Source organism: Paludibacillus litoralis (assembly GCF_037646705.1).
Classification (GTDB): Bacteria; Pseudomonadota; Alphaproteobacteria; order Rhodobacterales; family Rhodobacteraceae; genus Pikeienuella; species Pikeienuella litoralis.
Genome location: NZ_JBBHER010000005.1, coordinates 198151 through 225106, shown reverse-complemented (window position 1 = coordinate 225106; position 26956 = coordinate 198151). Strand labels below are relative to the sequence as shown.

At 64.0% G+C, this 26956-nt stretch carries 30 protein-coding genes, 1 tRNA gene and 1 pseudogene; 13 read left to right on the top strand and 19 right to left on the bottom strand.

What is annotated here, in order from left to right; translation table 11 throughout:
• Window positions 1–144: 144 nt before the first annotated feature.
• The 3 genes from WG921_RS10250 to WG921_RS10240 form a co-directional block, all read right to left on the bottom strand.
• Window positions 145–1362, bottom strand: coding sequence for an NAD(P)/FAD-dependent oxidoreductase (locus WG921_RS10250; RefSeq protein WP_340109133.1), 1218 nt, complete (start codon window positions 1360–1362; stop codon window positions 145–147).
• A 3-nt stretch (window positions 1363–1365) separates the two neighbouring features.
• Complete coding sequence (locus WG921_RS10245) at window positions 1366–2169, bottom strand: NAD-dependent epimerase/dehydratase family protein (RefSeq protein ID WP_340109132.1); 804 nt, start codon at window positions 2167–2169, stop codon at window positions 1366–1368.
• Window positions 2170–2273: 104 nt separating this feature from the next.
• Entirely contained in the window at window positions 2274–3041 is a 768-nt protein-coding gene (locus WG921_RS10240) for an HpcH/HpaI aldolase family protein (RefSeq protein ID WP_340109131.1), read from the bottom strand.
• 368 nt (window positions 3042–3409) lie between these two features.
• On the opposite strand from WG921_RS10240, the gene WG921_RS10235 reads away from it, so the two are divergent.
• From WG921_RS10235 to WG921_RS10220, 4 genes are read left to right on the top strand one after another with little or no spacing between them, the layout of a single operon-like run.
• Window positions 3410–4207: an ABC transporter ATP-binding protein gene (locus tag WG921_RS10235; protein WP_340109130.1), complete on the top strand. Its 798-nt coding sequence runs from the start codon at window positions 3410–3412 to the stop codon at window positions 4205–4207.
• Window positions 4194–4901, top strand: a complete 708-nt coding sequence (locus WG921_RS10230; protein ID WP_340109129.1) for an ABC transporter ATP-binding protein — start codon at window positions 4194–4196, stop codon at window positions 4899–4901. The genes WG921_RS10235 and WG921_RS10230 overlap by 14 nt, the downstream gene beginning before the upstream one ends.
• Window positions 4902–4940: 39 nt before the next feature.
• Window positions 4941–6008, top strand: coding sequence for a branched-chain amino acid ABC transporter permease (locus tag WG921_RS10225; protein WP_340109316.1), 1068 nt, complete (start codon window positions 4941–4943; stop codon window positions 6006–6008).
• 2 nt (window positions 6009–6010) lie between these two features.
• Window positions 6011–7249 carry a branched-chain amino acid ABC transporter permease gene (locus tag WG921_RS10220; protein WP_340109128.1) on the top strand — a complete coding sequence of 413 codons (1239 nt, stop codon included), beginning with the start codon at window positions 6011–6013 and terminating at the stop codon, window positions 7247–7249.
• 68 nt (window positions 7250–7317) lie between these two features.
• Here WG921_RS10220 and WG921_RS10215 read toward each other — a convergent pair whose 3' ends face one another.
• Both WG921_RS10215 and WG921_RS10210 read right to left on the bottom strand, forming a co-directional pair.
• Entirely contained in the window at window positions 7318–8664 is a 1347-nt protein-coding gene (locus WG921_RS10215) for an ABC transporter substrate-binding protein (RefSeq protein ID WP_340109127.1), read from the bottom strand.
• A gap of 480 nt (window positions 8665–9144) precedes the next feature.
• A complete protein-coding gene (locus tag WG921_RS10210) occupies window positions 9145–9465 on the bottom strand; it encodes a DUF1476 domain-containing protein (protein WP_340109126.1) in 321 nt (106 codons plus the stop codon).
• A 177-nt stretch (window positions 9466–9642) separates the two neighbouring features.
• Between WG921_RS10210 and purC the strand changes: the two genes are divergently transcribed.
• Genes purC through purQ form a run of 4 tightly spaced genes read left to right on the top strand, consistent with a single transcriptional unit; the run spans window position 9643 to window position 12414 of the window.
• Window positions 9643–10407 (top strand): phosphoribosylaminoimidazolesuccinocarboxamide synthase, encoded by a 765-nt coding sequence (purC, locus tag WG921_RS10205; RefSeq protein WP_340109125.1) that lies wholly within the window; start codon window positions 9643–9645, stop codon window positions 10405–10407.
• A gap of 16 nt (window positions 10408–10423) precedes the next feature.
• Window positions 10424–10663: a phosphoribosylformylglycinamidine synthase subunit PurS gene (gene purS, locus WG921_RS10200; RefSeq protein WP_340109124.1), complete on the top strand. Its 240-nt coding sequence runs from the start codon at window positions 10424–10426 to the stop codon at window positions 10661–10663.
• Window positions 10663–11706, top strand: a complete 1044-nt coding sequence (locus WG921_RS10195) for a zinc-dependent alcohol dehydrogenase family protein (protein WP_340109123.1) — start codon at window positions 10663–10665, stop codon at window positions 11704–11706. Before purS ends, WG921_RS10195 begins: the two co-directional genes overlap by 1 nt.
• A 12-nt stretch (window positions 11707–11718) precedes the next feature.
• Window positions 11719–12414 carry a phosphoribosylformylglycinamidine synthase subunit PurQ gene (gene purQ, locus WG921_RS10190; protein WP_340109122.1) on the top strand — a complete coding sequence of 232 codons (696 nt, stop codon included), beginning with the start codon at window positions 11719–11721 and terminating at the stop codon, window positions 12412–12414.
• A 6-nt stretch (window positions 12415–12420) separates the two neighbouring features.
• Here the strand turns inward: purQ and WG921_RS10185 are convergent, their stop codons facing one another.
• Complete coding sequence (locus WG921_RS10185) at window positions 12421–13317, bottom strand: DMT family transporter (RefSeq protein ID WP_340109121.1); 897 nt, start codon at window positions 13315–13317, stop codon at window positions 12421–12423.
• A 124-nt stretch (window positions 13318–13441) separates the two neighbouring features.
• Here WG921_RS10185 and purL point away from each other — a divergent pair, with 124 nt between their 5' ends.
• The 5 genes and pseudogenes from purL to WG921_RS10160 form a co-directional block, all read left to right on the top strand.
• Window positions 13442–15652: a phosphoribosylformylglycinamidine synthase subunit PurL gene (gene purL, locus WG921_RS10180; protein ID WP_340109120.1), complete on the top strand. Its 2211-nt coding sequence runs from the start codon at window positions 13442–13444 to the stop codon at window positions 15650–15652.
• Window positions 15653–15729: 77 nt separating this feature from the next.
• Entirely contained in the window at window positions 15730–15963 is a 234-nt protein-coding gene (locus WG921_RS10175; RefSeq protein WP_340109119.1) for a BolA family protein, read from the top strand.
• A 10-nt stretch (window positions 15964–15973) separates the two neighbouring features.
• The gene (gene grxD, locus WG921_RS10170) at window positions 15974–16357 is read left to right on the top strand and encodes a Grx4 family monothiol glutaredoxin (RefSeq protein WP_340109118.1); all 384 of its coding nucleotides are present in this window, start codon (window positions 15974–15976) and stop codon (window positions 16355–16357) included.
• A 62-nt stretch (window positions 16358–16419) separates the two neighbouring features.
• A tRNA-Gln gene (locus WG921_RS10165) sits at window positions 16420–16493 on the top strand.
• A 329-nt stretch (window positions 16494–16822) separates the two neighbouring features.
• Window positions 16823–17041: pseudogene (locus WG921_RS10160) on the top strand (integrase core domain-containing protein); the annotation flags it as partial.
• 48 nt (window positions 17042–17089) lie between these two features.
• Here WG921_RS10160 and WG921_RS10155 read toward each other — a convergent pair.
• Genes WG921_RS10155 through WG921_RS10095 form a run of 13 tightly spaced genes read right to left on the bottom strand, consistent with a single transcriptional unit; the run spans window position 17090 to window position 26878 of the window.
• Window positions 17090–17320, bottom strand: a complete 231-nt coding sequence (locus WG921_RS10155; RefSeq protein WP_340109116.1) for a hypothetical protein — start codon at window positions 17318–17320, stop codon at window positions 17090–17092.
• Between the two features lie 31 nt (window positions 17321–17351).
• Entirely contained in the window at window positions 17352–18068 is a 717-nt protein-coding gene (locus tag WG921_RS10150) for a DUF2793 domain-containing protein (RefSeq protein ID WP_340109115.1), read from the bottom strand.
• Window positions 18061–21966, bottom strand: a complete 3906-nt coding sequence (locus WG921_RS10145; RefSeq protein ID WP_340109114.1) for a baseplate multidomain protein megatron — start codon at window positions 21964–21966, stop codon at window positions 18061–18063. The genes WG921_RS10150 and WG921_RS10145 overlap by 8 nt, the downstream gene beginning before the upstream one ends.
• 3 nt (window positions 21967–21969) lie before the next feature.
• Entirely contained in the window at window positions 21970–22449 is a 480-nt protein-coding gene (locus WG921_RS10140; RefSeq protein WP_340109113.1) for an NlpC/P60 family protein, read from the bottom strand.
• Complete coding sequence (locus WG921_RS10135; RefSeq protein WP_340109112.1) at window positions 22409–23302, bottom strand: DUF2163 domain-containing protein; 894 nt, start codon at window positions 23300–23302, stop codon at window positions 22409–22411. The genes WG921_RS10140 and WG921_RS10135 overlap by 41 nt, the downstream gene beginning before the upstream one ends.
• A complete protein-coding gene (locus WG921_RS10130; RefSeq protein WP_340109111.1) occupies window positions 23302–23931 on the bottom strand; it encodes a DUF2460 domain-containing protein in 630 nt (209 codons plus the stop codon). Before WG921_RS10130 ends, WG921_RS10135 begins: the two co-directional genes overlap by 1 nt.
• 7 nt (window positions 23932–23938) lie before the next feature.
• Window positions 23939–24589, bottom strand: a complete 651-nt coding sequence (locus WG921_RS10125) for a phage tail tape measure protein (protein WP_340109110.1) — start codon at window positions 24587–24589, stop codon at window positions 23939–23941.
• Window positions 24589–24804: a phage tail assembly chaperone gene (locus tag WG921_RS10120; RefSeq protein WP_340109109.1), complete on the bottom strand. Its 216-nt coding sequence runs from the start codon at window positions 24802–24804 to the stop codon at window positions 24589–24591. The genes WG921_RS10125 and WG921_RS10120 overlap by 1 nt, the downstream gene beginning before the upstream one ends.
• A complete protein-coding gene (locus WG921_RS10115) occupies window positions 24801–25115 on the bottom strand; it encodes a gene transfer agent family protein (protein ID WP_340109108.1) in 315 nt (104 codons plus the stop codon). The genes WG921_RS10120 and WG921_RS10115 overlap by 4 nt, the downstream gene beginning before the upstream one ends.
• On the bottom strand, window positions 25115–25528 hold the full coding sequence (locus WG921_RS10110) for a phage major tail protein, TP901-1 family (RefSeq protein WP_340109107.1): 414 nt from the start codon (window positions 25526–25528) through the stop codon (window positions 25115–25117). Before WG921_RS10110 ends, WG921_RS10115 begins: the two co-directional genes overlap by 1 nt.
• Window positions 25529–25557: 29 nt before the next feature.
• On the bottom strand, window positions 25558–25977 hold the full coding sequence (locus WG921_RS10105) for a DUF3168 domain-containing protein (protein ID WP_340109106.1): 420 nt from the start codon (window positions 25975–25977) through the stop codon (window positions 25558–25560).
• Window positions 25974–26309, bottom strand: coding sequence for a head-tail adaptor protein (locus WG921_RS10100; RefSeq protein WP_340109105.1), 336 nt, complete (start codon window positions 26307–26309; stop codon window positions 25974–25976). Before WG921_RS10100 ends, WG921_RS10105 begins: the two co-directional genes overlap by 4 nt.
• Window positions 26306–26878: a head-tail connector protein gene (locus WG921_RS10095; RefSeq protein WP_340109104.1), complete on the bottom strand. Its 573-nt coding sequence runs from the start codon at window positions 26876–26878 to the stop codon at window positions 26306–26308. Before WG921_RS10095 ends, WG921_RS10100 begins: the two co-directional genes overlap by 4 nt.
• Window positions 26879–26956: the final 78 nt, after the last annotated feature.

Genomic DNA, 26956 nt, shown 5'->3' with positions numbered 1-26956 from the left:
ATGGCCCCTGTCCGAGCCTCCCTCTTTCCGGTGAAGACGGTGACGCGCGGCGCGTGAGATCGCGGCGCCGGGCTTGATCTTGAACTTCAGGTGTTTTTCATACTGTATTGATAATAAAACGATTATCCTCCTCGCCTCCGCAGTTCAGATGATCGCCTCCTCCAGGAAGGGCTCGTCTCGTTCGATGCGCTCATAGCAAAGCGGGCTCAGGTCCAGGGTGCGATAGCCGCCATGGACGATCAGCTCGGCGACGCCGCGTCCGACGGCGGGCGCCTGCTGCAACCCGTGGCCCGAAAACCCGTTCGCGAACACGAAGTTCCGCACCGTCGTGTGAAAACCGACAATCGCGTTATGATCCAACGTGTTATAGGCGTAATGTCCGGTCCAGGATCGTTGGACCTTCAGCGCGTCGAACGACGGAATGCGGTTGTGGAGCGCGGGCCAGATGTAGTCGTCGAATTCCTCATGCCTGGTCTCGAAATCATCGAGGGCGGACGGGCCGTCCGCCCTCGGCGCGCCGCCGGCCAGAAAGAGGGCATGCTCGGGGCGCACGAACGCGCCGGTGAGGTCGATCACCAACGGCATCCGCCCCGGAATCGGCGTGCGACTGGCGAAGACGAAGCTGTAGCGCTTGCGCGGCTCGACCGGGATCGACAGCCCCGCCATGGCCGCCACCACCGACGCGCGCGGGCCTGCGGCGTTGACCAGCGTCCCGCAGCGCACCGTCTCGCCGGTTTTCAGGGTGACCGAGGCGATCCGGTCCTTTTCGCGGCCGAGCGCCATCACCTGATTGTCGATATATTCGGCCCCGTTATGGCGCGCGCCGCGCTTGAAGCCGTTCATCAGCCCGACGGAATCGAACCAGCCTTCGGCCTTCGCGCCCCAGCATCCGCCGCCGAGATCATCGACATTGAGCCAGGGAAACCGATCCTTGAGCGGGCCCGGCTCAAGAAAGACCGTATGCGCGCCATGCTCGCGTTGCAGCGCCGCGCGCGCGCGCGCGGCCGCGGCGCCTTCGTGCGAGGCGCAGTAAAGGTAGCCGTGCTCCCTGAACCCCAACTCCGGCGCCGGCTCGTCGGCGTAGTATTTCCGCATCCGGGTGGGGAAGGTTTCGATGAACTCCACGCCGAACTGGCTGATCCGGATGTTGATCGGGTTTGAATATTGTTGCCGGATCGAACTGGTCGACAGCGCGGTCGAGGAAAATTCGTAGCTGCTGTCGCGTTCGACCACGAGAACGGAGCCGGTGAACGCCTCACATTCCGTCAGCCAATAGGCGATGGACGAGCCGATGACCGCGCCGCCGACGATGACAACGTCATAGCTGGCGGCGCGGGGCGACTTATACGCCGGAATCGGCATGCTCTAGTCCTCGAAATGGCCTGCGGCGGCGAACCCGCCGCCATGCGCCGCGATCGTCAGATCGTCACGGTCGTAGGGCGCCGTTCGGGCCTCGATCTCCGCGCGATAGATTTCGGCGTTGTCCTTGGGGCGATAGCCGAGATGCGCGGCCATGTGATTGTCCCAGAGCTGGCTGTCATTATCCGACACGCCGTAAACGATGGTGTGCTCGACCCGCGGCGCGGCGAGGCAGCATTCGGTCAGATGCACGAAATCGGGATAGCTCAGCCAGGTGGTCAGCATCCGGCGGTCCACCGGCTTGGGAAAGCACGAGCCGATGCGGATCGAGACGGTTTCGAGCCGGTATTTATCCCAGTAATACTGCGCCATGGCCTCGCCGAAGACCTTGGAGACGCCGTAATTGCTGTCGGGCCGCGGGGTGACGGCCGCGTCGATGCGCTGGGTGCGCGGGTAGAACCCGATCGCGTGGTTCGAACTGCCCCAGATCACCCGCCTGACGCCGTTCTTGCGGCATCCTTCGTAGAGATTGTAGAAGCCGACATAGTTGGACTGCAAAATCGCCTCGAAGGTGTTTTCACGCCCGACCCCGCCCATATGGATCACCATATCGACGTCGCGCGTCAGCTCCATCACCGCATCCGCGTCAGAGAGATCGCAGCGCACGATCTCCTCGTTCGCGGCGGCCTCGCCCATGTCGTGCCGATTGGTCAGGCGCAGGTGCTCGCAATGCTTCGCGATGTTCGCGCGCAGGAGCGCGCCCAGGCCGCCAGAGGCGCCGGTCAGCAGAATTCGGTTCAGTTTTTCCATGGGATATTCCCTTTGCTTCACGTCGCCGAACAGCTCTTGCTCCGGCGCGATTTTCAGATCTCCAGCCGAGACGGCCGGATGCGCGGCGCCGGACGCGCCCTCCCTCAGGCCGTCCTGAAATGCGCGATCAGCGCGTCCGAGCCGCGCGCGACCAGCCCGAGATCGGCGCCCACCGCGACATAGGTGAACCCGTTCGCGATATACCGCTCGGCGTCGGCGCGGTCGGGGGCCAGAATTCCGGCGGCCTTGCCCGCCGATCCGGCGGCGTCGAGCACGCTGGCGATCGCCTGCTGCACATGATCGACGCCGGCGTCATGCATCGCGCCCATATTGGTCGAGAGGTCGCCGGGGCCGACGAAAAGCACATCGACGCCGTCGACGGCGGCGATCTCGGCCGCGTTCCGGACGCCCTCCTCGCACTCGATCTGGACGACCAGCAGCTGATTCAGGTGCGCGTTGCGGTGATAGTCCTTGATCCGGCCGAACTGGTTGGCGCGGTGGCCCACGGAAAAGCCGCGAAACCCGTCCGGCGCGTAGCGCGCGGCGGCGACGATGCGGCGGGCCTGCTCGGCGGTGCGCACGTTCGGGATCATCAGATTGCGCGCGCCGGCGTCCAGAAACTGCTTCATCAGGGTCGCGTCGTCCTCGGGGAGGCGCACGCAGGCTTCGATGGGGTGGCCGCCCACGGCCTGCAGCTGCGCCATGATGCTGAGGAGGTCGTTCGGGCTGTGCTCGCCGTCGATCAACAGCCAGTCGCACCCCGACCCGGCCATCACCTCGGTCGCCAGCGCCGACCCGAGCGAGCACCAGAGCCCCAGCTTCAACCGCCCCTCCGCCAGCCCTTGCTTCACGCTATTCGGACGTTCCCGCATTCTTTCCTCCGCCAATCAATCCGTTCGCAACGGCGTCTTTTCGTCGCCCGATCTATGATCTTTTTGCGCGGGGGTTCAATCTCGCCGCTGATTATTGGCGCCGGGACGACCGATCGTCCGGCCGGGCGCCGTCGATCAGAGGGCGAGATTTCGGCCGACGAAGCGGATGGCGGGCGGGATGGCCGGCGACGCCGCCCTCCGTCATGTCATGTAACAGTCCCCCGGCGGAGTACTCGGGCGCGTTTACGCCAGTTCAGACAAATTCTGTCTTTCAGGCGGTCATCGAGCTCAAGACTTAACTCATCACTTTGATCTCGCCGACATCAGTAGTATGGATATCAGGTCATTACAGAAGCCAGAGACAGCCTATGTCCGACACGACCGCCGCCAAGCCGCCAGTTCTGGAAGTCCGCGATCTGGTGAAGGATTTTGGAGGCTTGCGCGCGATAGACGGCTGTTCGCTGAGCGTTCGGGAAGGCACGGTGACGGGGTTGATCGGCCCGAACGGCGCGGGCAAGACGACGTTGTTCAACCTGATCACCGGCTATTTCACCCCCGACTCGGGGCGGGTCTTCACCGACGGCGAGGACATCACCAGCCTGCCGCCGCACGGCGTGTTTCGGCGCGGCATCTGCCGGACCTTCCAGATTCCGCGCGAACACGGCACCATGACCGTGCTGGAGAACCTGATGCTGGTCGCCCCCGATCAGACGGGCGAGCAGTTCTGGAATTGCTGGCTCCGCCCCGGCGCCGTGCGCCGAGAGGAGCGCGCGCTTCGCGATCAGGCGCTTGAGGTGCTGGATTTCGTCAACCTCACGCATCTGGCGCATGAATACGCCGGCCGGCTCTCCGGCGGGCAGAAAAAGCTGCTGGAGCTGGCGCGCACCATGATGGCCAATCCGCGCCTGGTGCTGCTGGACGAGCCGGCGGCGGGCGTCAACCGCACGCTGATGAAGAAGCTGGCCGAGAACATCGAATACCTGCGCCGCGAGCGCGGCGTCACCTTCCTGCTGATCGAACACGACATGGATCTGGTGATGGAACTCTGCGATCCGGTGATCGTGATGAGCGAGGGGCGCCGGCTGATGGAAGGCCATCCCGACGAGGTGCGCAAGGACAGCCGGGTTCTGGAGGCGTATCTGGGGGGGCAATATGGCGCTGCTTGAGGTCAGGAACGTCACCGCCGGATATGGCGACACGGAGATTCTGCGCGACGTGTCGCTGACGGTCGGCGAGGGCGAGATGGTGACCATCATCGGCCCGAACGGCGCCGGGAAATCGACGGTGATGAAGACCGTCTTCGGCCTGCTGCATCCGCGCAGCGGCTCGATCCATTTCGACGGGACCGACATCTCGGCGCTGCAACCCTATCAGATCGTCGAGCGGGGCATGTGCTATGTGCCGCAGGTGGCCAACATCTTCACCGACCTGACGGTCTCGGAGAACCTGGAGATGGGCGCGTTTCTGGCGAAGAAGGCCGACATCGAGGCGCGCAAGGAAAGCATCTACGAATATTTTCCCCGCCTGAAGGAGCGCCGCAACCAGCGCGCCGGCAAGATGTCGGGCGGCGAGCGCCAGATGGTCGCCATGGGCAGCGCGCTGATGCTGAACCCGAAGCTGGTGCTGCTCGACGAGCCGTCGGCGGGGCTGTCGCCCAAGATGGTCGGCGTGATCTTCGAGCAGATCGAAAAGATCAACAAGACCGGGCCAGCCATTCTGATCGTTGAACAAAACGCCCAATTGTCGCTGCGGATGTCGGACCGGGGCTATGTGCTCGCCAGCGGCGAGAACCGGTTCGAGGGCACCGGGCGGGATCTGCTGGACGACGCCGAGGTCGGGCGGCTGTATCTGGGAGGGTGACCATGGAACCGGCGACGGAAGAGGAGGGCCAGGGTGAGCATGCATGACGTCGCGGAGGCCGAGGCGCCCCGCCGCTCCGATGACCGCACCCCGCGCGAACGCATGTTCGGGGCGTTGCGGAGCCGCACGGCGCTGGCGATCGCGCTGGCCCTGACATTGGCGGCCTTCTGGCTGCTGGGCTACGCGCAGGGCGCGTCGGGCTCGGATCTCCTGTCGCTGACGATCTGGGGGGTGATGCTGGGCGGGATCATCGCGCTCGGCGCGATCGGCCTCACGCTGGTCTACGGCGTGCTGAAATTTCCGAATTTCGCGCATGGCGAGCTGGTGACCTTCGGGGCCTACGGCGCCTTCACCATCGCCGCGCTTCTGCCCGCGGGCGCGGCGCTCAGGCCGTTTTCGTTCGGCTGGGAGCTGATGGCGGGCATGATCGTGACCATGCCGCTGGTCGCGCTCGTGGCGCTGGCCGTGGACCGGGTGCTGTTTCGCCCTCTGCGGGTGCGGGGCGCGTCGCTGGTGCTCTTCGCCATGGCGTCGCTGGCGGCGTCGTTCTTCTTGCGGAGCGTGGTCTATCTGATCTGGGGGTCGGACTTTCTGTTCTATTATCCCGGCCGGGCCAATCCCGCGCTGACGCTGCCGCTGAACATCCGCATCCAGGCCGATCAGATCTTCGTCTTCATTCTCGCCGCGATCCTGGTGGCGCTGACCTGGATCCTGCTGGCGCGCACGCGCATGGGCAAGGCGATGCGCGCCACCGCCAACAACCCCGACCTGGCGCAGGTGCGGGGCATCAACACCGAGCGGGTGATCGCCTGGACATGGGTTCTGGGCGCCGCTCTCGGCGTCGCGGGCGGCGTCATGTACGGGCTCGCCTCGCAATTGCGGCCCGAGATGGGCTGGTTTCTGTTGCTGCCGATGTTCGCCGCGGTGATCATGGGCGGCCTCGGCAGCCCGATCGGCGCCATCGTCGGCGCCGTCATCATCGGCGTCGCGCAACAGGTCTCGTCCTCCTTCATCAACCCCGCCTACGGCCCGGGGGTGGCCTTCATCCTGATGGTCATCGTTCTGGTCCTGCAGCCGCAGGGGCTGTTCGGACAGAAAGGAGACTGAAGATGGAGCAGATCGACCTCGCGCGCGCCGCCTTCCTGTTCCCGCCGTTGTTCCTGCTGGGGCTTCTCGTGCTGCCGGGCCGGGCCTGGCTGCGCGCGGCGCTGGCGCTGGCGCTGGCCGCGGGCGCCGCATGGGCGCTGCCGCAGGCGCTGGACCGCGGCGCGCTGACCTATCTGGTCTCCTTCTCCACCATGGCGGGGATCTACGCGATCCTGTCCTTGGGCCTGAACAGCCAATGGGGGCTGGCGGGCCATGTCAATTTCGGGGTGGCGGGGTTCTTCGCGGTGGGGGCCTTCACCTCCGCGCTCTTCACGACGAGCACGCCCGTGGGCGCGCTGGCCGCCTATTCGCAACAGGCGTTCGGGCTGCAATGGCCGTTTCTGGCCGGGGTGGTCATGGCCGGGCTCATCGCCGCCATCGTCGGGTTTCTGATCAGCATCCCGGTTCTGCGTCTGCGCACCGACTTTCTCGCCATCGCCACGCTTGGCATCGCGGAGGTGATCCGCTTCATCTTTCAGAACGAGCGCTGGCTGGCCAACGGCCCGCAGCCGATGCGCGGCATCCCGCGGCCGCTCGATTGCCTGTTCAAGGATCCGGCCTGCTCCTGGCTGCCCTCCGGGGCGGCGCGGTTCCTGGAGCCGCTCAGCCCGCGCGATTACGTGTTCTTCTATCTGATCGTGGTGTCGCTCATGCTGGCGCTGACGTTCATCGCGCTGGAGCGCATCTCGCGCTCGCCCTGGGGGCGGATGCTGCGCGCCGTGCGCGACGAGGAGAATTCGGCCGCGATGAACGGCAAGAACGTGTTCTGGCGGCGCATCGAATCCTTCGTGATCGGCAGTTTCATCATGGGAGTCGCGGGGGCGGTCTACGCGCATTACGTGGTCAGCATCGATTACAGCCATTTCAACCCGCTGTTCGCCACCTTCATCGTCTGGGTGATGCTGATGCTGGGCGGCAGCGGCAACAACAAGGGCGCTATTCTGGGGGCTTTCGCCGTCTGGGGGGTGTGGAGCGGCGCCGCCTTCATGATCGACGCGGTGAGCCCGGCGCTGCGGCTGATCTCATCCGACCTGCCGTCGCGCGGGGCGTATCTGCGCTGGATGCTGGTGGCGCTGCTGCTGGGGGTGATCGTGCTCTATCGCCCGCAGGGGATTCTGCGCGAACGCAAGAAAGTGTCGGATTTCATGCCGCGGGACGACGCGGCGCAAGCCGGCGGCGCGGCGGCGGAAACCCGGCCCTGAGCGCCGGCGCATATGAAAAGGCGGGCGCCCATTCGGGCGCCCGCCTTTAGTCGCGATGGCGCAGAGCCCTATTCCGAAGCGATCTCGTCCGCCGGGACGATCTTGACGTTCTCATCGCCGGTCTCGGTGTATTTCCAGATCGCGACCGGGGTCTTGACGTCGCCGTTGTCGTCGAAATCGACCGAGCCGCCGGCGCCGACATAGTTGATGTCCTCGCCGTCCTTGATCATCTGCAACGCCTTGGTGATCTCTTCCTGGCCGCCGCCGACGATGGCGCCGCCGGGCGGGTTGGCGATCGGGCGCAGCTGATCGGCCAGCGCGCGCCCGGTGATCTTCGCCGGGTCGGCGACGCCGCCCGCGATCACCTTGGCCAGCGCCAGCCCGATCACCATCGCCGCATCGTAGGTGGTTTCGGTGAAGGGCGGGATATGATCCTGGCCGGTGGCCTTGCGATAGGCTTCGGCGAAGCTCTTGTAGCTCGGCGAATCCGGATCCGCCGACGGCACGGTGCCGAGCTTGCCCGCCAGATCCTTGCCGCCGACGGCGTCCAGCACCTCGGTGGAGCGGTTGGCGTCGGTGAACTGCCAGCTGGTGTAACTGAAGATGTCGCGGCATTCCTTGAGGATCTGCGCGGTGTGCGACGGATAGGTCGGCAGCAGCAGGATATCGGGCTTGTCCTTCAGCGCGGCGCTGATCTGCGCGCGATAGGTCGGCTGCACCTCTTCGGGATGCGCGACCTCGGCGAGGATCTTGCCGCCGCGCTTCTCGAATGCGGCGGCGAAGGCGTTGGACAGGCCCTGACCGTAGGGGTTGTTGATATAGATCGTGGACGCCGTGGCGAACTTGTAATCAGGGAGGATGTTTCCGGCCGTCAGATCGGCGGCGACCACGCCCTGCAACGCGTCCGACGGGCTGGTCCGGTAGAGGAGATCCGCCTCCGCGTCCTCGGGCAGGATCGACACCAGCGGCGAGGTTGTGCCGTTGCCGACCTGCAGAACGCCCGACGGAATCGTGACCGATGTGGCGATCGCCACGGTCACGCCGCTGGACCACGCGGCGATGATCGCCGGAACGCCGTCAGCCTCGACCAGCTTGCGCGCCGCCTCGATGGCGGGAGTCGGCAGGGTGTTGGAATCCTCGGCGATCAGCCGCTCGACGATCGGGCCGCCGAAGACCTTCTCGGCCGCGGCGTTGATCTGATCGAAGGCCAGCTGCGCCGCGTCGCGGTAGAAGGGGCCGAATTCCGCGCCCGAACCGGTGAAGGCCACCACCTGGCCGATCGGCACCTGCGGCGGCACGGCCTGAGCCCAGAGGGCGGAGGGCAGCGACGCGCTGAGGGTGATGACGCCGCCCGTCGCTCCCACCGATTTGATGAACTTGCGCCGGTCCGCGCTCTTGAGTTGTTCGTCCGACATTCTCTTCTCCCAGACGCGCACAATGAATTTTGGTTATTGCGGCGTCCATGCGAAGCCGCCGGTTCACTTGCGCTTTATTAATGAACCACGCGCAAATTATCATGCGGCGCGCGAAAATCCAATCAAGTTCAAGTACTGGCGCGCGGGCGGCGCCCCAACTGCGCAGATCTCGGGCGCGTCCGCGGCCGGATTTGGAGACCATGGGGCCTGAAAGGCCAGTCCTCGGGGAAAAGGTCGGAATGGACGGCCAGTAAACACCAAACATTCACCGCCCGCCGCCCGGGAGCCGGCTCCGGACCGCTCACATGCGGCTCGACTACAAGGGATTCGATCGAATCCGGGTTGAGGCGGGTTAATGAAGGACCGGGCTGACGGCGCGGAGCGGCGACGAAGCGCCCATGCCCTCCGCCATCGCGCCCTTCAAGACCTTATCGCGAGGGGGGCGCATCGCCCCCGCCCGTCTTCTCTTCCGGCGGAGCGTCAGCCCGCCTCGCTCATCACCTGCGCCATCGCTTCCGGCATCAGTTCAGCCATCTTCGCGCGGATCTCGGCTTCGGTCACGGGGGCGCCGACGGCGGCGATGTCGGCCATCACCTTGCGAACCACGTCCTCGTCGCCCGCCTCTTCGAGATCGGCGATGACGACGGCGCGCGCATACGCGTCCGCGTCCGCTTCGCCCAGTTTCCCGGCCAGCCAATGGCCGAGAAGCTTGTTGCGCCGCGCCGCCGCCTTGAACTGCATTTCGGCGTCATGGGCGAATTTCTTCTCGAACGCCTTTTTCCGGTCGTCAAAGCTCGTCATGTGGACCCCTTTCCATCGTTGGCGTCTCACATAAGCACACGCGGCGCCCGTGTGAAGCCGCGATGAGCCGCTTCGCTTGCGGCGGCTCGCCGTTTCGCCCTATAAGCCGACCACGGGCGCGGCGGCTGGTGTCATCGCGCCCGATTCCCTTTTGGCTTCCCCTGAAAGGAGCCCTGCATGGCCCGCCGCAGGATGGTCTACGAAGGCAAGGCGAAGATCCTCTACGAAGGACCGGAGCCTGGCACGTACATCCAGTATTTCAAGGATGACGCGACCGCCTTCAACGCCGAAAAGCACGACGTGATCGAGGGCAAGGGCGTGCTGAACAACCGGATCTCCGAACATATCATGGGAGCGCTGAATTCGATCGGCGTGCCGACCCATTTCATCCGCCGCCTGAACATGCGCGAGCAATTGATCCGGCAGGTCGAAATCATTCCGATCGAGATCGTGGTGCGCAATGTCGCGGCGGGCTCGCTGTCCAAGCGGCTCGGGATCGCGGAGGGGGAGCCCCTGCCCCGGCCGATCATCGAGTTCTATTACAAGGACGACGGCCTCGGCGACCCGATGGTGACCGAAGAGCATATCATCGCCTTCAACTGGGCCAGCCAGCAGGATCTCGACGACATCATCGCGCTGGCGCTCAGGGTCAATGATTTCCTCACCGGGCTGATGCTGGGCGTCGGCATCAGGCTCATCGATTTCAAGATCGAATGCGGCCGCATCTGGGAAGGCGATTATCAGCGCGTCATCGTCGCCGACGAGATCAGCCCGGACAGCAGCCGGCTCTGGGACGCCGAAACCGGCCGGAAGCTGGACAAGGACGTCTTCCGGCGGGATCTCGGCAATCTCACGGATGCGTATACCGAAGTCGCGAAGCGCCTCGGAATCATGCCTCCGCACGGAGCGAAGCCGCGCTCGGGCCCCAAACTGGTTCACTAAAAAGACGAGGCTGAGAATGAAGGCGCGGATCCATGTGACGCTGAAGGACGGCGTTCTCGACCCTCAGGGCGCGGCGGTGCGCCATGCCTTGGGGCAGCTCGGATTTTCCGGCGTCGCCGATGTCAGGCAGGGAAAATATCTCGAGATCGACCTCGACGAGACCGACCCGGCGAAAGCCGAAGCGGCCGTGCGCGAGATGTGCGAGAAGCTGCTGGCGAATACGGTGATCGAGAATTACGCCATCGAGATCGCCTGATGCGGGCGGCGCTGCTGACCGGCTGGCGCCAGCCGCTGGAGATCGCCGACGCCGATGAACCGACTCTCCCCGGCGACGGCGTGATCCTCAGCGTGCTCGCCTGCGGCGTCTGCCGCTCCGACTGGCATGGCTGGACCGGCGCCGACCCCGATATCGTCCTGCCGCAGATTCCCGGCCATGAATTCTGCGGCGTGGTCGAAGCCGCCGGCCCCGAAGTGCGGCGCTGGAGGAAAGGCGACCGGGTGATCGCGCCGTTCATTCTCGCCTGCGGCGCCTGCCCGGACTGCGCCGCCGGCCATCAGACCATCTGCGCCCGTCAGATCGTGCCCGGATTCACCGCGCCCGGCGCCTTCGCCGAGCGGATCGCGGTCGCTCACGCCGATCATAATCTCGCCGCGCTCCCCGATGGGATGGAGCCCGCCGTCGCCGCCGGCCTCGGCTGCCGCGTCACCACCGCCTGGCACGGGCTGACCGGGCGCGCGGAGCTGAAGGCGGGCGAATGGCTGGCGGTGCATGGCGCCGGCGGCGTCGGCCTCTCGGCGGTGATGCTGGGGCGCGCGCTTGGCGCGCGCGTCGTCGCGGTCGACATCGTGAACGAGAAGCTCGACGCCGCGATGGCCTTCGGCGCGGAAGCCGTGGTCAACGCGGCGGAGACGGACGCGGCCGACGCCATACGGGAGATCACCCATGGCGGCGCCCATGTCAGCCTCGAAGCGCTCGGCGTCGAGGCGACGACCGCATCCTCCCTTCGCTGCCTTCGCAAGCTCGGCCGCCATGTCCAGGTCGGCATGCCCGCCGGCGCGCACGCCGCGATGACGCTGCCCTGGGATGTCGTCTATTCCGGCCAACTCGCCCTTTTTGGAACGCGGGGGATGCCGGGATGGCGGTTCCCCTCGCTGTTCAGCCTGATCGACTCGGGCGTTTTCGACCCTGCGCCGCTCGTCACCCGGCGCATCGCCCTCTCCGCCGCGAGCCGGGAGCTCGCGGCGATGGATGGGCCGACGCCGCCTGGCGTCGCGGTCATCACCGATTTCACCGCCTGAAAGGACCTTGCGATGAAAGCCGCCGTCATTGTCTTTCCCGGCTCCAACTGCGACCGCGACCTCGCGATCGCGCTCGGCCGCGCCGCCGGCGCCGCTCCGGCGATGGTCTGGCACAAGGACGCCGCCCTGCCTGAGCGCATCGACGTCGTGGCGATCCCCGGCGGGTTCTCTTTCGGCGATCACCTGCGTTGCGGCGCGATCGCGGCGCGCTCGCCAATCATGCGCGCCGTGGCCGATTTCGCGAACCGGGGCGGCATCGTCCTTGGCGTGTGCAACGGCTTTCAGGTGCTGATCGAGGCCGGGCTCCTTCCCGGCGCCCTGATGCGGAACGCCGGGCTGAATTTCGTCTGCCGCGACGTGAAGCTGCGGGTGGAGACCACGGACAGCCCCTTCACCTCCTGCTACCAGGCGGGCGAGGTCATCCGCGTGCCCATCGCGCATCATGACGGCAACTACATCGCCGGCGCCGAACTCCTGAAACGGCTCGAAGACGAACGCCGCGTCGCCTTTCGCTATGTGGACGACGCCGGCGCGCCCACCGCATCGGCGAATCCGAACGGCTCCAGCGCGAACATTGCGGGCGTCCTCTCGGAAAACCGGCGCATCCTCGGCATGATGCCCCACCCCGAACGGCTCGCCGAAGAGGCGCATGGCGGGGTCGACGGCGCCCGGCTCTTCGAGAGCCTCGCCGGGGCGATGGCGCTTTGAGCGCCGTCAGGCCGCGTAACGATTGACCAGGAAGACGCCGACGCAGGTCGCGCCCACCGCGCCCCATCCGGCGACGCCGACCGCCTCGCCCAGAATGAGCCAGCCGCCGACGGCCGCGCCCACCGGCACCAGCGAGGTGAAGGCCGACGAGCGCGCCACGCCCAAAGCCTTGACCGCATAGCCGAACGCCGCGACCGAAATCGCGCCCGAGAGCACGCCCTGCACCAGGATCTGAAATCCGATATCGCCGGGCGTATAGTTGAAAATATCGGTTCCCAGCATCGCCGCGGCCACGATCAGAAACGGCGACGAATAGAGGCTGACATACGCCGCCGCCTCCGCGCCGGTGAGCTTGCTGCGCCTGAAAGCGATGGTGAAGGCGGACCACCCCGCGCAGCCGGCCAGAAGCCAGGGCGCGCCGCGGAGGATCCCGGAATCATTGGTCAGCGCCGCCGGGCCGATGATCAGAAGCAACGCCAGCGCGATCAGCGCGAGGCCGATCTTCCGCCCCGACGTCAGTTTTTCGCCCTCGATCGTCACCCCCCAGAGCGCGACCACCATCGGCAACAGCCCCGGCACCAATGGGCCGAAGAGGGACGCCTCCACCGTTTGCAGCCCCTGGCTGATCAGCATCACGAACGGGCCGCCCCAGCCGATCGTCATGATCAGCATCAGGAGCGGGCTCTCGCCCCGCGGGAAGAGTCCCTTCCGCCAGAGAAACGGCGACAGCAACAGCGCCGGCGTGCAATATCTGAAGATGGCGACGTCGAGCGGCGTGTGCCGCGCCAGCATCGCATCCCGCGTCGCGACGACCCATCCGGCCCAGATCAGCACCGCCGCCGCGATCGCGACGTAGCCGAGCGTCAGCGCGGGCGCGGCTCTCTCTTCGGCCGTCACCATCATCTTCCGATCCTCATCCGATTTCATCGCACTCATGCGACCGGGCGGGCTGCGGCGCAAGGGCCGCTTTCGCGCGGCCGACGAACGGGATATGAGGCGCACGCAAGCAATGCCGGGGAGGATGCCAATGACGACCGCGCCCGAGATCGAACCTGAAGTCACTCCGGCCCTCGCCGCCGAGCATGGCCTCCAGCCCGACGAGTACGAGCGGATACTGGAGATATGCGGCCGCACGCCGAGCCATACCGAACTCGGAATCTTTTCAGCGATGTGGAATGAGCATTGCTCCTACAAATCGTCGAAGAAATGGCTGCGCACCCTGCCGACCGCCGGCCCGCAGGTTATCTGCGGCCCCGGCGAGAACGCCGGCGTGGTGGATATCGGCGCGGATGAGAATGGAGAGCGGCTCGCCGTCGTGTTCAAGATGGAGAGCCACAACCACCCCTCCTATATCGAACCCTATCAGGGCGCGGCGACGGGCGTCGGCGGCATTCTCCGCGATGTCTTCACGATGGGCGCGCGCCCGGTCGCGGCGATGAACTCGCTCTCTTTCGGCGCCCCCGACCATCCCAAGACCCGCAGCCTCGTCGCGGGCGTTGTCGGCGGCGTCGGCGGTTACGGGAACTGCTTCGGCGTGCCCACCGTCGGCGGGGAGGTGCGGTTCCACCCGGCCTATAACGGCAATTGCCTGGTCAACGCCTTTGCGGCCGGCATCGCGCGGGCGGATGGCATCTTCTATTCCGCCGCTTCGGGCGTCGGCATGCCGGTGGTCTATCTCGGGGCCAAAACGGGGCGCGACGGCGTCGGCGGCGCGACCATGGCTTCAGCGGAGTTCGACGACACGATCGAGTCGAAACGCCCGACCGTGCAGGTCGGAGATCCGTTCACCGAAAAGCGCCTGATGGAGGCCTGCCTCGAATTGATGGAGACCGGCGCGGTGATCTCGATTCAGGATATGGGCGCCGCCGGCCTCACCTGCTCCGCCGTGGAGATGGGCGACAAGGGCGGGCTCGGCATCCGGCTGAATCTCGACCAGGTGCCTGTGCGCGAGACCGGGATGACCGCCTATGAGATGATGCTCTCCGAGAGCCAGGAGCGGATGCTCATGGTTCTCCGCCCGGAGAAGGAGGCGGAGGCCCGCGCCGTATTCGAGAAATGGGATCTCGATTTCGCCATCGTGGGCGAGACGATCGCCGAGGACCGGTTCATCATCATGCGGGGGAACGAGACGAAGGCGGACCTGCCGCTCAGTCCGCTTTCCGGCGCGGCCCCCGAATATGATCGGCCCTGGGTCGAACCGCAGGCGCCGGCGCCTCTCGGCGAGATCCCCTCGATGGCGGAGGACGAGGCGCTTCTCGCGCTGCTCGGCTCGCCAAATCTCTGCTCCCGTCGTTGGGTCTGGGAGCAGTACGATCATATGGTGATGGGGGACACCGTCGTCCGCCCCGGCGCCGACGCGGCGGTCATCCGGGTTCATGGCTCGGACAAGGCTTTGGCGTTCACGTCTGACGTGACTCCGCGGTATTGCCTCGCCAATCCGATCGAAGGCGGCAAGCAGGCGGTGGCGGAGGCTTTCCGAAATCTGTCGGCGACGGGCGCGAAGCCGCTCGCGGCCACCGACAACCTCAATTTCGGAAACCCCGAGAAGCCGGAAATCATGGGACAGCTCGTAGGCTGCATCCGCGGCGTCGGCGAAGCTTGCGTCGCGCTCGACATGCCGATCGTCTCCGGCAACGTGTCGCTCTACAATGAAACGGACGGTGTCGGCATCCTGCCCACGCCGACGATCGGCGCGGTCGGCCTGTTCGAGAATCTGGATCAGGTGATCGGGCTCCGGCCGAATCCGGGCGACGCGCTGGTCCTGATTGGCGAGACCTCCGGCTGGATGGGCCAGTCGGCCTATCTCGCCGAGTTGTTCGGCCGTGAGGAAGGCGATGCGCCGCCCGTCGATCTGACCGCCGAGCGGCGCGCGGGGGAGCTTGTGCGCGCCCTGAAGGCGGCCGGACTGATCAGCGCCGCCCACGACATTTCCGATGGCGGTCTCGGGATCGCGGCGGCCGAAATGGCGCTCGCCGCGGAAATCGGAGTCATCGTCAGGAATGAGTCCGCAATCCCCGCCGAAAGCTGGTTCTTCGGGGAGGATCAGGCGCGCTATCTCCTCGCCTGCGACTCGAGCGATCTTGGCGCGCTCATCGCCGCGGCGACAGCGGCGGGCGCTCCGGCGCGCCATGTGGGAGAGGTCGGGGGCGACCAGATCATTCTTGGCGGGCGCGCGGTTTCACTCGACGCGGCGCGCGAAGCGCATGAAGGCGCCCTGCCCCGCCTGATGCGGAGTTGAGACCTTGCCGCCGCCTTGCGCCCACGCGAATTACCAACTACCTCTGCACAAGACTGATCGGTGAAGAGGTAACTGAGATGGCGATGGAAGTGGCGGCGCTCAAGAAGTTGATCCTTGACGCCTTTCCCACCGCCGATGTCGAGATCACCGACCTCGCCGGCGATGGCGATCACTACGCGGCCACCGTTATCGCTGAAGAATTCCGCGGCAAGAACCGGGTGCAGCAGCACCAGTTGGTCTACGCCGCGCTGAAAGGCCGTATGGGCGGCGAACTTCACGCGCTCGCATTGACGACGCGAGCTCCGGATTGAGGATGGAATCATGAGCGAGACTAAAACCGCAAGCAATCCGGCGCATGATGCGATCCGGGCCGATATCGCATCCAATGACGTCGTGCTCTTCATGAAGGGCACGAAGACCATGCCGCAATGCGGTTTTTCCAGCCGTGTCACGGCGATTCTCAATTACATGGAAGTGCCCTTCAAGGACGTGAACGTCCTCGCCGACGAGGCGATTCGGAACGGCATCAAGGAATTCTCGGACTGGCCGACCATTCCTCAGCTCTATGTGAAGGGAGAATTCGTCGGCGGGTGCGACATCATCACCGAGATGGTGTTGTCCGGAGAGTTGGACCAGACGTTCCGCGCGAACGGCGTCGCTTTCAACGAGAGCGCCGCTGAGAAAATTCGTGAAACCAACAGCTGAGCGCCGCCACCCGATCAGTTGACAGAAAGCGCCGCGCCCATTATCCCACGCGGCGACCCTGTTGGGGAATAGGTTAACGGTAGACCCGCAGACTCTGACTCTGTTAGTCCTGGTTCGAATCCAGGTTCCCCAGCCAAATCTCGTTTTTCGAAGGAAAGCCGCTCCCGCCCGCATCTGAGCGGGCGGCGGTGACCGCCGTTTCCGCCGAGCTGTCAAAGGATTGGCGGAAGGTGGCGGCGACCTCCTCATCCTCCCAGCAGCGGCTCGAAGGTGCGCCGCCGAACAGGCGACGCTTTTCTCAGGCGGACGAGTGGCGCCGCTTCGGGCATCGCCGGTCGCGTCTTCCAGTCAAGCGGGAAGGCGTCGTGGTATATTGGGATAAAGCTTCGCCGTGAGGAAGGCCCCACCTTGCGCAAGCGTGGCGGCGAAACACGCCGCTGGCGATCCCGCAGGTTCGCCAGCCGACGGATGCGCGGCGCATTTCTGAATAAGCATCTGTTTGACGGCTTGCGCCATGCCCGCAATCTGGTGGCGGCGTGGCGCAACGACTTCAATCACCACCGCCTGCATTCCAGCCTCGCTGGCCTGACGCCGGCGGAATATGTAAATCAATTAAAAAAGATCAAACAAGAACAGAGCGAACCTGTAGAGACGGACTCTCAGGAGAGCAGGTCGCCCTGTTGAAGCGTAGCTTGATATACGCGCCCCGACCCAGGGCCGGGGCGCGTACAGTTACCTGGCTACGAAACGGCCACCTGCGCTTTTGGGCTTCTCCTTGGCGTAACCGACATTGAGCGCCAGCGCGTCAAGGATCCGATACACCTTGGCAACCCAAACATCATCGCGAGGTGTCGGCGTCACCGCGGCGACAACCGACGCCAGCGCAACAACCGCAAACCCGATTTCGAACGATATTGGCATCAGTACGCCAAAGCAGTCCGTAACACCTTCACAAGAGATCATTGGATGCTCCTTTTCTGACAGATGATGAAGTTCAAACAAGATCAGGCGGGGTCAACGCCAGATAATGGATCGCCAACCGGACCTCACCTTCAGCGAAGCTCCCGCCTTCGGGTTCGACGCGCAAAGGCGTTAATGCGTAATAGGCCAGCGGCGCGCTCGTGACCCCGTTCACGACGGAGTTCTTGGGTAGCCCGATCGAGGAACCATACCGATCCGTTGCGCCGGAAACGCCTAGACGCCACCCAGTAAGGTTCGGGCCGGCTATTGTCGAAATGACTCTCCCCGTAACGCCGACAACCACTGCGCGATCAGGGATCGAAAGATCCGCATCAAACCCGAAACCAGGGGCTACAGGTATATCGGCGACGATCACGCCGGCTCGCATGTACGCTCCATGCTCGATTGGGCCAACCGGATCCCGGAGCCAGGCGTCCCCCGAGAAAACTATCGCCTCCCCCCGCTCGGTCACCCAAACGCGCCATCCCGCCTTTGGCGTGGCGAAACTCCAGCCGCCATTGGAAAAAAAGGCGAGCTCATTCTCATGCCCGGCCCACGCTTCTGACGCAGAAGCCGGGATGACATAGGCGTCATTCTCTGCGGGGCTCTCTGGAGGGGTCGCCAGATCCGCGCTCAGCACCGATGGCGCCGCCAGAGCGTCCAAGCGCGTAAGCGCCTCATTCATCGTCACATGCTTTTGCGCTTGATTTGAAGCGAGGAGAGGGAGCGCAAAATTATGAGTGTCAGACATTTATCATCACCTTTGTTTCCGCTCCCGGGCCGAACTGACTGGATATCTGCGACACGGAAATCTCGACAACTCCTGAAAAGCCATCGTCCGCTTGCGCGGCGGCTGACCAAATCCACTCTGTTTCTGTTGTCTCCACCTCCCGAAATTGACCTATTCGAACACGATACGCCTCCCGTTCTTCTCCAAGCGGGACCTCCGCACCTGCCCAGCTATCGCCATCGATACGCGTGCGTCTGATCCAACTGATCGCGATATCTCCGGACACAGGATCACGGCGAGTTCGCAGATGCGCGGGCGCATAGGGGCGCATTCTCTTTCCCGTGTCCTCCGCCAAAAATTGCGTATAGCTCTCGTCAGAGAAAGGCTTTCGGCTCGGACCAATACGCCAGACGCGCTCAATCCCGCGCAATGAGAACGGCGAGTCCACCGTCACCACCGCATCATCAAGCAGAACGAATGCGGAGCCAGCCGGAGTCGGATCGCCAATGAAAGGCTCGGTTCCCGCTTGACCGCGTAGAAGGCGGCTTAACCGCCACAGGTTTTCGCCAACCAGATCGGCGGTCTGAAACTGGATAATTTCCCAGTTTCCCGACGGACTCATTACCGCCGCTATATTCGCGCCGTTCAAGACGGAGACATCAGGTTTGGAGCTGAGGCCGCCGCCAAAAAGCTTTACCTCGCAAAATATATCTCTGGTCCAGATATCGCTCGCCGCCGCAACAAGGTCCGACGTCAGCGCACCCATGACCGCCGGCCTGACGATTCGCGCAGCCTGCTGGAATGATTCCCCGTCATCGCCAACAAAAAGCGCCGCCGGTCCCGCCCATGGCTCTGAAAAAGCAGCGATTGAGGGGCCGGTTTCGTCACCAGAAATCAACGGCAGGTCCATGAGCACGGACGCTACCGGAGTTGCAGGAAAGACCGGCTCAGGCGTCGGCGGCGGAAAACTCCGTGGCGCCGCCGCGTAGGCCTTCTGGTCTACAGCGGTCAACGTCAGAGCTCGGGCGCCGGCGTCCTCAACCCCGTCAATCCGGAACCGAGGTTCGCCAGGCGCCGCGTCCAGCCGGATGATATCGCCAGGCTCCAAAGCCAACCATCGCCGGGCAGCGGCGAAGCTGACCCCTTCACGGCCAATTAAGCTTTCGGCAAGATGACGATCCGCGACATCCTGCGCTGCGCCACTGTCCAGAAGAACCGGTGCGCTCGACCTCTCAGTCCTTGTAGAGATGGAGGCGACAGCCCGCGCCTCAAGCGCGCCGATCTCATAATCGCGCTCACTGTCGATAAACTCGAAGCTAACGGCGGAAGCGAGATCGCCCTCCGGCGTCCGGGTAAACGTTACGTCGGCGCCACCCTCGCGCGAACTCACGGCGTCCGCCAAAGTCAGGCTCGCATCGACCTGCCGATCCCTATGGCGAAAGCGCAAAACCTCGCCACTTTCAACGACATCAAACGCGAAGACCGTCATCAGTGACTGCAAAGCGGCTCGGGCGGATCCTGCGTCGTCAATCTTGAATCCCTGGACCACGCCATACAGTTCGGAAACATCAAAGGCGGTCAGCCCAGCCCGCAGGCAAATTTCCGCCACCACGTCAGCCAAGGACGCCGCCCCGAGGCGCCCGGATATCCAGTGCCCAAGCCTGTAGCTCGGCCCATCGGACCACACAGAGAGGCGGTTGGGGAAATCCGGCCACGGCCGCGCATCCCATGTCCAGACAAAGGTTCGATCCACTCGGATCATCCGATCATTGTAGACCGGAGATGTCGGATTATTCTCTGGCTTTTCCCAATAGCTCAGCGCGGCTTCCAAATACCTTCGCTGCATGAAGTCATCCCGGACACCCCGCGAAAAATAGGGCAATGCATTTTCGGATGATTTCGGATCAACGAAGACATTTGGCTGGTTGGCTCCAAGATCAACCGCCGGGCACCCAATTTCGGTGAACCAGATCGGTTTCGCCTTTGGCGTCCATTCAGTCGGGTTCGCTGCACGGACGCCGCCTGGGCGATTGTAATGCTGATTCCGCCACCAGTTCCTGATGTCTTTCGGTCGAAACAGCCAATCCTCGCCATGCGCCCCATCGACAATCGGCGTCCGGTCCTGTGCGTCGCGGGCCGCCGCGCTCCTGTAATACCAATCGTATCCCTCACCCCCTTCCACATTGTCGCCAAGATAGGACAGTGCATAGACTGACTTTGCGGCTTCGTCGGCATGACCTTCCTGGTATCGCCAATCCGAGAGCGGCAGGTAATTGTCGATACCAATGAAATCTATGTTCTGATCCGACCACAATGGATCGAGATGAAAGAACACATCACCGGACCCGTCACTCGGTTGGTGACCAAAATATTCCGACCAATCTGCAGCGTAGCCAATCTTCGTATCCGGGCCCAAAATTGCGCGAACATCGGCTGCAAGAGCACGGAGTTCGGCCACTGCCGGATAAGTGTCTTCGCTGCTCCGGATCTGGGTCAATCCGCGCATCTCCGAACCAATGCAGAAGCTGTCCACACCGCCTGCGAGCGCGCACAGATTCGCATAATGCAGAATGAAACGACGGAACGACCATTCGTGAGGACCTGAATAGTCAACGGTATCGTCGCCCATGGAAAATGCGGCGCGGGCGGCGGTGCCGAAGAACGTCTTCACCTGGTCCGCAGCCACGGCGCTTTTATCGGGCGAGCCAGCGAGGCCCGGCGCGCGGCTCAATGTGATCCGACCACGCCAGGGGAACGCTGGTTGACCGACTTCGCCTGTCCAAGGATCCGGTTTCTGATTCTCAGCGGGGACATCCATCAAGACGAAGGGGTAAAACATCACCTTCAATCCACGAGATTTCATCTCCTGGATTGATCGGATCACCGAACCATCCCCTGGCGTGCCCCCATAGACGGGCCGTCCCTGCGTATCGACGGAAACCGCCTTCGCATTGCCGCGTCCAACTCCATTTACGACCCACCGAATGGGGTCGGTGTCTTTGTCGGCAGTTTCCACGCAAGGCCGAATCTCACATTGGCCACAGCGAAGGTCGTCTCCAAACCACGATACAATCAGAGATACGGCGCCACAATTTGGCGCCTCCGTCTGGAGCTGATCGAGCCCAATCATAATGTCGGGCCGCTCAGCCACTGTATTGACGTTCTCATATACCGACTGACCAGGGCCGATCAGCCGCCGCACCTTGCGCGTCTCCAGCGAAAACTCGCCGGATCCAGGCGACATCGCGACTCCGCGCACCAGTTCAGCAAGCGCCGGCGCATTCTCGTTCTCTGACGTCGGCGCTGTTTCGGGCTCCCGCCACACTTCGATATTCAATTGCGGGATTCTGTTTCCGAACGGTCCAAGAGCCGTGTCTTCGAAAACGAGATAAGCGAGATCCCGAAAGGCGGGCGCTCCTCCCTCTATATCGTCGATCAGTGGATCCGGTTGCTGATTGGCGCCGCCGCGATGCAATCGATATTGAAAGTCCGCCAAGGAAATTTCATTTCCGTCCGCCCAAATCCGGCCAATACGTCGGATACGCCCCTCGCAAAGCGCGACGGCGAATGAGACCGAATACCTGTATTCACGCGACTTTTGTCCGCCGCCCTTGCCGCCTCGAGAGGTTTCGTCGATGTGTTCCGTGAAGCGGCTAGACCATATCACCTGTCCTGCGATGCGCATCCTGCCAAAGAGACGTGGAATCGGCTCTCCTTCCCCCGCCCCCTGAACACGGATCCGATCCACACGCCCTGTCTCGACGGGTTGCGCCCCGCGCCCCATCACCTGGCGATCTATCAGCGAGCCGGCTACGCCCCCGGCGGCGCGGCCGACGGTCGCAGCGCCCAAACCAAGCAAACTGCCGCCAGCCGCCGAGCCAAAAGAGGAGCCGGCGGCGGAAAGGATCATCGTGGCCATAGGTCAGGTTCTTTCCGGATACCGGAAGGTGGCGACGACGCGGCGCCGCCAACTTCCAATGAAAGGGGATTCGATTACCGATCGGCCCGAATAGGCGTGAATGATCGTCGGGGCTAAGTCGCCGCAATTTGCGCGTATCGCGAGATGTTTGGCCGTAGCGCCAGGCGCCATCCGGAAAAGGAGGACATCGCCCGGCCGTTCACCCGAACTGGGCGCCAAATACCTCTCGGCCGCGCGCCACAACGGGTCGTCACTCGAGGTCTCACCCCAATCGTGGCTGTACGGCGGCGGAGAAACCGGCTCATGACCGTAAAGCTCGCGCCAGACTCCTCTGATGAGGCCGAGGCAGTCCGCCCCTACCCCTTTCAGGCTCGCCTGATGCCGGTAAGGTGTTCCAATCCATCCACGCGCCAGCGCAACCACTCGCGCGGGGCACGGACGACTAGCCCCGCCCACGTGCGCCGCCTTGGTAGACCTCGCCATCGACAGGATAGGCCGTCAACCAATTGTCGCCGGGCGCATACGGGAATCCACGGAAATTAACCACGTTCTGGAATTTCTCGCGGCATGTGGACAGTCGTTTGTCGCAACCGGCGACGACGACAAAGGTATCGCCAGGCTCGGGAGGGTCCACCGGATTTCGATCCAGCTCCAGCACCACGCCGTCGCCCGACATGCGGTGCGTACGCACGCCCATTTTTGATTGCGTGTTCGCACCACTTGTCCATGTCAGTTCACCATTGGCGAACCAGTGCGGTTCGAATCCGTCGATGCCCGAAACAATAAGACTTCGCCTGTCCGTCGCACCAAGGACCGCACCCTCGCCCCTGAACTCCGGACGATCGATATCGACGCTGCAGCGCGAGTCTCCGAGAGTCGCATCGCAAACTCTGAGAAAGCGTCGGCCGACCGGACGATTCAACCGCTCGGACAATCCTCGAATCTCCGCCTCGAACGCCAGCGCGCCGCGGGTGATCTCTCCAATTTCGCCGCGAAACGTCAAAATGCGAGAAGACGGATCCGTCCAATCGACCAGCCAAAGCCTGAAGGCCGCGCCGTCAAACCGTCCGCGCCGAATGTCGGCTTCGGAAATCCGGTCCGAGCGCAACGCACCGCTCGCGGATGCGTTGTCAATGGAAAGGCCGAGTGATCGCTCGATGGCGCTGGCCGAAAATCCGCTTGAAGCTTCGAACGTTACGCCGTCAAAAGAGATATCCTCATCGTGTTCCGTAAAACCCAGCGCCGGTCCCGAGTTGGGATCGATCCGCCAACACGCGCAAAACGTTGTCACGCCGGAATCCAGCTTGTCCTGCATCGCCTTCGGTATGGCTCGCATCACACTCTCACTTCGATGATCGGAATCGATGGAATTTCACCGGCTTCAAAAGCCGCAAGGTTGACTTCGATCCGATCTGTGTCGAACCGCACAGGCACATGAAATTCATAGCCAGCCGTCAAAACCGCGCCCGCCTGAGGCGCTTCGTCAAAGCTTACCGCGCCGGTTTGATGGTCCACCGTAAAGCCGGAAGCGCTGACCTCGACACCGTCGCTTCCGACACGGACGCTTCCGATCTTGGGCTTTGTAACCGGCCGCCGATATTCAACGCCGCCGGAAGCGTAAACCCGTCCGAGATTGAACACGCGCGTCGTCCCGTCCCCAAGACCCAACGGCTGATCAAAGGCGGACACAGTCTCCGACGGGGCGCAAGATTTATAGTCGGCCCAGTCTTTCCAGCGAAATGCATGAAGCATCCCAAGCCGCGCCTCAAAGAAGGTGATCACCGCATGGACATCATCCAGGCTCCGCAACCCCAGGCCCGCATCATATCTCCGCCGCGCATGCGCCCATGTCGCATTTCTCTCCTCGAATCCATTCGCCAACGCGATGATCTCGGTTCGCCGCTCCGGGCCGCCACTGGACCCGAAGGAAAGCGCTGCGGGAAAGACCACGTCATGGAAACTCATCGCGCCCTCACATGTTGCGTTCGCCGCGCCGCACCGCACGTGCGATGCTGGCCGAGATCTGCGACTGGTTCCGTCGAAAACTCTCGGCGTCTTGGGTCGAAATATTGATCGTAATGTTGCCAGCGCCGCGGCCAGCCTCCGCTTTCACCCCGAGACTGCCGTCCGCCCCGCGTGTCAGCGGCATGATCGCCTCGGGGCCAGCTTCGCCCATCAAGCCGGCGCCGCCCCGCATTGGAAATGTGGTCGGCCCGGACACGACGCCGCCTTTCGCGAAAGCGCGAACACGGCCCGCAGAAAAGGCGCCGCCTTTGGCGAACCCCGAAAAAAGCCCTGTGACGGCCGCTCCAAGTGAGTTCTGGACCGGCGTCAGGGCGCTGTTCAGCACCGAACGGGACATGGACAGCGCCAGATCGCGCATAACGTTGCTCAGCTTGTCGCCGCTGAAAATCGCTGTATCAAAAGCGCGACGCAGCCCCGAGCCAAACGAGCGGGAAAGCCCACTCGTCTCACGCTCCATGCGTTGAATCTCGGATGTCGACGAACGTAGATCGATAGCCAGCTCGGCCGTCGCTCCCCGCGCCGCCTCACGCATATTTCGGTAGGCTCGCTCCAGATCGTTAACCGCGGAAATCTGCCGTTCCGTTTCGCGCTCATCCATCAGGGCGCCCTCCGATCAGGAAACCTGGAGCTGAGTTCGGCGAACGCACTGCGGTCGAGGGGAGACGCATCCTCGAATACGCCCATCCGTCCCTTGACGGCGGCGTCGAATTCGCGGGGAGTCATCGCCCAGAATTCACGTGGGCCCAGCCCGAGCGCGCCCAGCCCGAACCGCATCAGCAGATCCCAATCAAAGCCGGGATTGTCCTTCGTCATGTCGTCCCCCTGAAGCTGGCGGCGAGCAGACGCGATGCGGCCTCGGCGGCACCGATCGCTCCACCGTCGAAATTCATCGCCGCGACTTCGGCTTCGGTCACGTCCGCCCCTCCCCCCTGGAGGCCGGCCGCCAGAAGCGCGATGAGATCGGCGGCGCGAAAGCCCCCGGCTTCGAACCGCTCCGCGAGCGCCGCCAATCCACCGACATCCAGCCTTGCTTCCAACGCGGCCAAGGCGCCTAGCGTCAGCCGAAGCACGCGCTCCTCGCCGTCAATTGTTATCGCGATCTCGCCGCGTTGCGGGTTCACCATCAAAGCGCCGTAAAGCTCAGGGCCCCGGCGGAGGCCAGACTCGTTTCGAACGTCGCTTCCGCGTCGTGGTCGCCGGAGTATTCAAGCGCCGTGATTTGAAATGGCCCTTCGATTACGCCGAAATCGGGCACCACAATCTGTGCGTTGATGGTGGCGGCGTCGAAAAACGCCTGTCGCATCAGGCTGTCCGAGGTCGCGTCCTTGAACACGCCCGAGCCAGAAATCGACGCGGAACGCGCGCCTGCGCCACTCAGGAGCTCGCGCCACCGCCCGGCGCTGTCGGCTGTCGTCGCGTCCACGGTCTCGGCGTTCAACGCGATACGAGACGCGCGGAGCCCGGCGACCGTCTCAAACGCGCCCCCGCCTGTGGGGTCGATCTTGATCAGCAGGTCTTTTCCCTTTTGGGCGGCCATATCGGATCCTCTCGTTCAAGGCGTTGTGGTCAGGCGTCGTCTTCAATGACGAAGCGAAAAGTCAGATCGATGCGGCGCAACAAGCCGTTTTCCTCGCGGCGCGTCCGCGCGTTGATGAACTCATGCGTCACCACCACGCCGCGCGTTGGCGCGGGTGGATCGGAGTCGATCAGCGCGACGATACGCGCCGCGATCTCTTTCACCGTGAGAAAGCCGCGCTGCGGCGCATAGACACGGATCACCGCCTCGTGCGCCGCGCCGCGATCCGTGGCCGTATTCCATGGAGAGACCTCTTCGTCTCCAAGCGTCACGTAAGGCTCGGCGCCCTGATCCCGGCTTCGATGGGGCGCGTCGTCGTAAATGCGGCCGGCGAGACTCTCCAGTTCCGGCGCCGACGAAAGCCGTTCGAAGAGAGCTCGCTGCAATGGTGCGGACAGCGCCATGGTCATGACAGCACCCCTTCTTCCAACCAGCAGATCAGCCGTTCGCGCCTGTCATCCGCCTCGGTCACGCCGCGGATCGCAAAAACACGCTCTCCCTCACGAAACCGCTGATCCGCGACCGGTCGCCCCGGCGCGCCATAATCCGCAAACCGGATGAACGCCTTGTGTGTGACAGTCGAAACGGGTCTGCTGCCGATGGCGCTCTCACGCGCCGACGCCGGTGAGATCGCGGCCCAGTGCACCCCGCGCTCGACCCAGGCCTCCATAACGCCGCCAGCCCCGTCAGGCGCCGCCGAACGCTCCTCAAGAACGAGGCGGCGCGTAAGCCCCCCGCTCACCGCCCTGCTCCCGAGCCAAGCCTCATCGGCCGCCATGGCTGAATCAGCGCTGCGACGCCATATGTCGCCAAGGCTTCCCGACCAGGTACGGTGGCGCGGCGCTGGTCAAAGTGCTCCGCCGCCAAAATCAACGTCGCCCGGCGAAGGTCTGCGGGCGTCGCCTCCCAGCCTGGCCCGAACCCCGCCTCAAACACGAACTCAAGATCACCACTGATACTCTTCAATGCTCGAAACCGCGTTCGCACCGTCGTCTGGTCCAAATTGAACAGGGACAGATCCAGCGGCGTGGAGTCTCCGTCTCGCGAAAGGCGCGATACTGAGGTCAACGTCCGCACCGGGGCGATCGGCGCGGTGACAGAGCAATCCCTTCCGAGACGGCCGCGCCAGGAAAACTCCCGCGGAATCAGACATATGCCGAGCACACGCTCCAGATGTGCGACCGCCGCGAGGAACGCGGCGTCGACGTCCTGACCTTGATCAGCCGCAAATCCCGTGGACAGGCGCAGATGACGAGCGAATTCATCATGCATCGCCGTCGTAATCGTCGGCGGCGCGGTTTCAGTAAGCATGGCAATCGCTCCTTGAAACGTCGAAGAAATGCGCGCCCGCGCCGCGACATGAAATGGAGAGCGGGAGAGGGTCGCAGC